Consider the following 5,269-nt stretch of genomic DNA (forward strand, 5'->3'; position numbering starts at 1 on the left):
GTTCGACCCGTATGCGAAGTAAAGGTGCCGGCGGGCCGGCATTCAGCCGGTCACCGTCAGCCAGATGAGCACCACGTTAAGCAGACTAATCAATACGCCGACGGCCCAGCCGAGAATGGTGGTGATGCGGTGATTGACGTCGCCGCCCATCAGGCCGCGATCGCTGGTCAGCTTGATCAAAGGCAGCACGGCAAAAGGTATTCCGAACGACAAGACCACCTGGGACAACACCAGCGCGCGGGTGGGATCGAACCCCACCGCCAGGATCACCAGGGCGGGCACCAGGGTGATCAACCGGCGCAGCACCATGGGGACCGAGCGGTGCAGCAACCCCTGCATGATCATGGCCCCGGCGTAGGCGCCCACCGACGACGACGCCAGACCCGATGCCAGCAGCCCGACCGCGAACAGCACCGCGATGGTCGCGCCCAGCGTGTTGTGGATCGCGGAGTAGGCACCCTCGATGGAGGCGCTCACGTCGCGGTGCTGCAGGTTGATCGCGGCGATGATCAGCATCACGGCGTTCACCGTGCCGGCGACCGTCATCGCCAGCACCACATCCCAGCGGGTGACGCGCAGCAGCAGGCGCCGGTGTGACCCCTCGTCGGGATGGCCGTGCCGGTCCAGGACCAGGCCCGAATGCATGTAGACCGCGTGCGGCATGACGGTGGCACCCAGGATGGCGGCCGCCAACAGCACGCTTTCGGTGCCGTGGAACCGGGGCACCAGGCCGCCGAGCATCTCCTCAGGAGGGGCGGTCTTGACCAAGAAGCTCGCCGCGAACCCGACCGCGATCACCAGCAGCAGGCCGGTGATGACGCGCTCGAAGATGATCTGTCCGCGTCGATCCTGAATCCCCAACAGCAGCAAGGCGACCAGGCCGGTGATCACGCCGCCCACCAGCAGCGGCAGGTTGAACAGAATGTGCAAGCCGATGGCCCCGCCGACGACCTCGGCCGCATCGGTGGCAATGGCCACGAGTTCGGCCTGAGCCCAGTACACGAGCCGCGCCGGGCGGCCCATCCGCTTGCCGATCGTGGCGGGCAGGGAGCGCCCGGTGACCAGCCCCAGCTTCGCCGACAGGTACTGCACCAGCCCCGCCAGCACGTTGGCCGCCACGATCACCCACAACAGCAGGTAGCCGTACTGCGAGCCGGCGCTGACGTTGGCCGCGACGTTTCCGGGGTCGACGTAGGCGATCGCGGCGACGAACGCGGGCCCGAGCAAGTACCAGTTGCCCTTGAGCGAGCCCTGGGTGCGCTGCCCCAACGTGCCGACCTCGATTCACTTCACCGAATAAGAAAGTGAGGGTAGTCGAACATCTGGGCGCGACCCGCAGCGGCTAGGGCGTTTCCCGCCCGTCGCCCGTCACTGCGGCAGGTAGAGCCCCTTGCCGGTGACCAGCGGTAGGTCCAGGGTGGTCACGATGCCCGGTTCGGCGGCGATCACCGCGGGGATCGCGTTGACGACGCGCATCGCGGTCGCCACCAGGCCGGCGTGGTTGTGGTCGCCCTTGCGGCTGCTCAGACAGACATCCATGGCGTAGGACGGCTCGCCGGTGATCTCGATGCGGTAGGAGCCGCCTTCTTGGGCCGGCTGCGGCCAGTCGGGACACAGGTCCTCGCGCAGCCGGGTGACGTGTTCGAGGACGACGACGGGGTGGCCGTCGACCTTGCCGAACACCTCGAAGCGCAGCGCCGCGGCGGTGCCCTTGGCGATATGGCCCGAGGCGATGTCGAAGTCCTCGGGGGCCGGGATGCGCACGTAGTCCTGGGTGACCTCGTCGAGCGCAACGCCCAGGCCCGCCGCGATCTGACGGATCACCGATCCCCACGCCAGGCTGAGCACGCCGGGCTGCAGCAGCATCGGGATGTCGTCCAGCGGCTTGCCGAACCCCATGACGTCGAACATGACCGCGGCGCTGTCATAGGTGGCGTAGTCGACGATCTCCATGCACCGGATCTGCTGGATGCTCTGGCAGGTGCCGGCCAGCGCCAGCGGTAACAGGTCGTTGGCGAAGCCGGGATCGATACCGTTGACATAGAGGCTCGAATTACCTTGTTGCGCAGCCTCTTCCAGGGGCTTGATGAGCTCCTCGGGAATCACCTGCCACGGGTACTGCAAGAACACCGGGCCACTGCCGACGATGTTGATGCCGGCCGCCAGGACGCGCCGGTAGTCCTCGAGCGCCTCGGGCAGCCGGTTGTCGGCCAGCGCGTTGTACACGGCGCACTGCGGCCCGGTGGCCAGTACGGCATCCAGGTCGGTGCTCGCCAGCACGCCGGTCGAGTCGGTAAGTCCCGCAAGTTCTGCCGCGTCCTTGCCGGCTTTGGCTTCGGACGAGACCCAGACGCCTTTGAGGTCGAACTCCGGATTGGTGATGAGCGCCCGCAGCGCGTGGATACCGACGTTGCCGGTGCCCAATTGGACGACGGGGATGGGCATGACGTGCTCCTCAAGTGGTCAGGGGTCACAGATCCGGGACGGGGATGTCGAGGTTGGGGAAGGTGAGGCCGCCGTCGACCTCGAGCGTCTTGCCGGTGAGGAAGCTGCCCGCGGGCGAGGCCAAATAGACTGCGGCAGCGGCGATGTCGACGGGGTCACCGAGGCGGCGCATCGGTGTGGCCTTCTCCATCGGTGCCCGCAGTTCGTCGTTGGAGGCAACCACGTCCAGCGCGGAGGTCAGGATCGAACCCGGGGCGATCGCGTTGACCCGAATCCGCGGGCACAAATCCAGGGCGGTCAACCGGGTGTAGTGCGACAGCGCGGCCTTGGCGGTGCCGTAGGCGGCGAAACCACGCCCGGCCAGCCGGCCCATGGTCGAGGTGATGTTGATGATGCTGCCGCCGTCGGAGTGCTCCAGCATCAACGGCACCGCCGCCAGCGTCAGCGCGTGGGCCGTGGCGACATTGAAGGTGAAGGCGTCCTTGAGATCCTTCGTCGAGGTGGTCAACAGCGTGTTGGGCATGGTCCCGCCGACGTTGTTGACGACGATGTCTAGTTTTCCGAAGGCCTCGACGGCCTGGCCGGCGAGCTCCGCGGTGGACTCCGGGTGCGCCAGGTCGGCGGCCACCACGTGGGCCCGCCGCCCGACGCCGCGGACCTGCTCGGCGACGGCTTCTAGTTGTGATTCCGTGCGCGAGGCGATGAGAACATCCGCACCCGCCTCGGCGAAGGCCAGCGCGATGGCCGCCCCGAGGCCACGGCCTGCACCGGTGATGACGGCGACTTTGTCGTCGAGACGGAACCTGTCAAGGATCATGGCGGCCTCTCTTCGTTTCGGTGTCAGCCGACACGGTAGCAAGCCGCGCCGTCTCGGAACGGGCATTTCTGGAACAGGTTCTACTTTTGCATACGGGGTCAACGCCACCCGAAGACGAAGTCTGCCCGCACCCGGCCCCACCCTCACCGGCCGGGGCAACGACTTGGGCGTGGACACCTTCTCGTTCTATAGGCCGACCCGGGCGGGGTCTTACCCGATCGTGGTGGTCAGCTACGAGGTCGTGTGTTCGAAGTACCCCGACCCCCAGGTGGGTGCGGCGGTGAAGGCGTTTCTGCAGAGCACCATCGGGAGCGGGCAGAACGGCTTGGCGGACAACGGCTACATCCCGGTACCGGCGCCGTTCAAGTCCCGGCTGTCGGCTGCCATCGACGCCATCGCGTGATTCGCCGAACGGGCCCTCGCCGGATGGGCCATTTTCTTTGCTGCCCCGCGCTTTCCAGGTGACACCGCGTTCGGCCCCCGCCCACGTCGACGCCGGTCGCCGACGCGTTCAGCGGCGATCGCCGAACAGTTTGCTCATAGTTAACCTTGTTACTGTTAGCTTCGTGGCTGCGAGACGGGCCGGTCGGGGCGCAGCGTTACCGACCGGCGGCGATGCTGTTTCATCCCTACCGTAAGGAAGCGAATTGAAACTCAACCGATTTGGCGCCGTGCTCAGTGTCGTCAGCGCCGCAGCGCTGGCGCTGTCCGGATGCGGAAGCGACAACAACGGGACCGGCGCGAGTGCTACCAGCGGATCCGCATCGGGCAAGGTGAGCTGCGGCGGGGCGAAGACCCTCAAGGCCAGCGGTTCGACGGCCCAGGCCAATGCGATGACCCGCTTCGTCAACGCGTTCGAGCAGGCCTGCCCCGGCCAGACGCTGAACTACACCGCCAACGGTTCGGGTGCGGGAATCAGCGAATTCAACGGTAAGCAAACGGATTTCGGCGGTTCGGATTCGCCCCTGGCGCCGAAGGAATACGCCGCGGCGCAACAACGTTGCGGTTCGCCGGCGCTGAATCTGCCGGTGGTATTCGGTCCGATCGCCATCACCTACAACGTCACCGGCGTCAATTCGCTGAGCCTGGATGGCGCCACGGCCGCGAAGATCTTCAACGGCGCGATCACGACGTGGAATGACCCCGCGATCCAGGCGCTCAATCCCGGCGTCACGCTGCCCGCCGAACCGATCCACGTCGTGTTCCGCAACGACGAATCCGGCACCACGGACAACTTCCAGAAGTACCTCGATGCCGCCGCCAACGGCGCGTGGGGCAAGGGTGCTGGAAAGACGTTCAAGGGCGGGGTCGGCGAGGGGGCCAAGGGCAACGACGGCACCTCGGCGGCGATCAAGGCCACCGAAGGATCCATCACCTACAACGAGTGGTCGTTTGCCCAGGCGCAGAAACTGAACATGGCCAAGATCGTCACCTCGGCCGGCCCGGACGCGGTGTCGATCAGCGCCGACTCGGTGGGCAAGACGATTGCCGGCGCCAAAATCGCCGGCCAGGGTAACGACCTCGTGCTCGACACGCTCTCGTTCTACAAGCCGACCCAGGCCGGTTCATACCCAATCGTGTTGGCGACCTACGAGGTCGTCTGCTCGAAGTATCCCGACGCCCAGATCGGTACCGCGGTCAAGGCGTTCCTGCAGAGCACCATCGGCGCCGGGCAGAATGGCCTGGCCGACAACGGCTACATCCCGATCCCTGACGCGTTCAAAGCGAGGTTGTCTGCTTCCATCAACGCGATCACATAACCTGAGGTGGTCGTGACACGAGGAACAGCAATCAGCCCGTCGACCACGGAGAAGCCGGCACTCACAGCGCTGAGTGAACACGTGGGACGGCGTGCCGATCGACTGTTCAAGCTGATCGCCGCCGCCGCCGGTTCGACGATCGTGGTCGCGATCCTGCTGATCGCGGTGTTCCTGTTGCTGCGTGCCGTCCCGTCGCTGCGCGTGAACCACGCGAACTTCTTCACCAGCGCCAAATTCAGCACCAGCG

The 5,269-nt window shown here is 66.2% G+C and carries 4 protein-coding genes and 2 pseudogenes; 3 read left to right on the forward strand and 3 right to left on the reverse strand.

What is annotated here, in order from left to right; all coding sequences use genetic code 11:
* Positions 1-42: 42 nt before the first annotated feature.
* The 3 genes from A9W96_RS27925 to A9W96_RS27935 form a co-directional block, all read right to left on the reverse strand.
* Entirely contained in the window at positions 43-1,284 is a 1,242-nt protein-coding gene (locus A9W96_RS27925) for an Nramp family divalent metal transporter (protein ID WP_197499687.1), read from the reverse strand.
* A gap of 84 nt (positions 1,285-1,368) precedes the next feature.
* On the reverse strand, positions 1,369-2,445 hold the full coding sequence (locus tag A9W96_RS27930; RefSeq protein WP_067025225.1) for a diacylglycerol kinase: 1,077 nt from the start codon (positions 2,443-2,445) through the stop codon (positions 1,369-1,371).
* Between the two features lie 25 nt (positions 2,446-2,470).
* On the reverse strand, positions 2,471-3,262 hold the full coding sequence (locus A9W96_RS27935) for an SDR family oxidoreductase (RefSeq protein WP_066878698.1): 792 nt from the start codon (positions 3,260-3,262) through the stop codon (positions 2,471-2,473).
* A gap of 133 nt (positions 3,263-3,395) precedes the next feature.
* Between A9W96_RS27935 and A9W96_RS27940 the strand changes: the two are divergent.
* From A9W96_RS27940 to A9W96_RS27950, 3 genes and pseudogenes are all read left to right on the forward strand, one after another.
* Positions 3,396-3,665: pseudogene (locus A9W96_RS27940) on the forward strand (phosphate ABC transporter substrate-binding protein PstS); the annotation flags it as partial.
* Between the two features lie 244 nt (positions 3,666-3,909).
* Complete coding sequence (gene pstS, locus A9W96_RS27945; protein ID WP_067144488.1) at positions 3,910-5,022, forward strand: phosphate ABC transporter substrate-binding protein PstS; 1,113 nt, start codon at positions 3,910-3,912, stop codon at positions 5,020-5,022.
* A 30-nt stretch (positions 5,023-5,052) separates the two neighbouring features.
* Positions 5,053-5,269 (forward strand): annotated as a pseudogene (locus A9W96_RS27950) (phosphate ABC transporter permease subunit PstC); the annotation flags it as partial.

Source organism: Mycobacterium sp. 1245852.3 (assembly GCF_001669335.1).
GTDB classification, from domain to species: domain Bacteria; phylum Actinomycetota; class Actinomycetes; order Mycobacteriales; family Mycobacteriaceae; genus Mycobacterium; species Mycobacterium europaeum_A.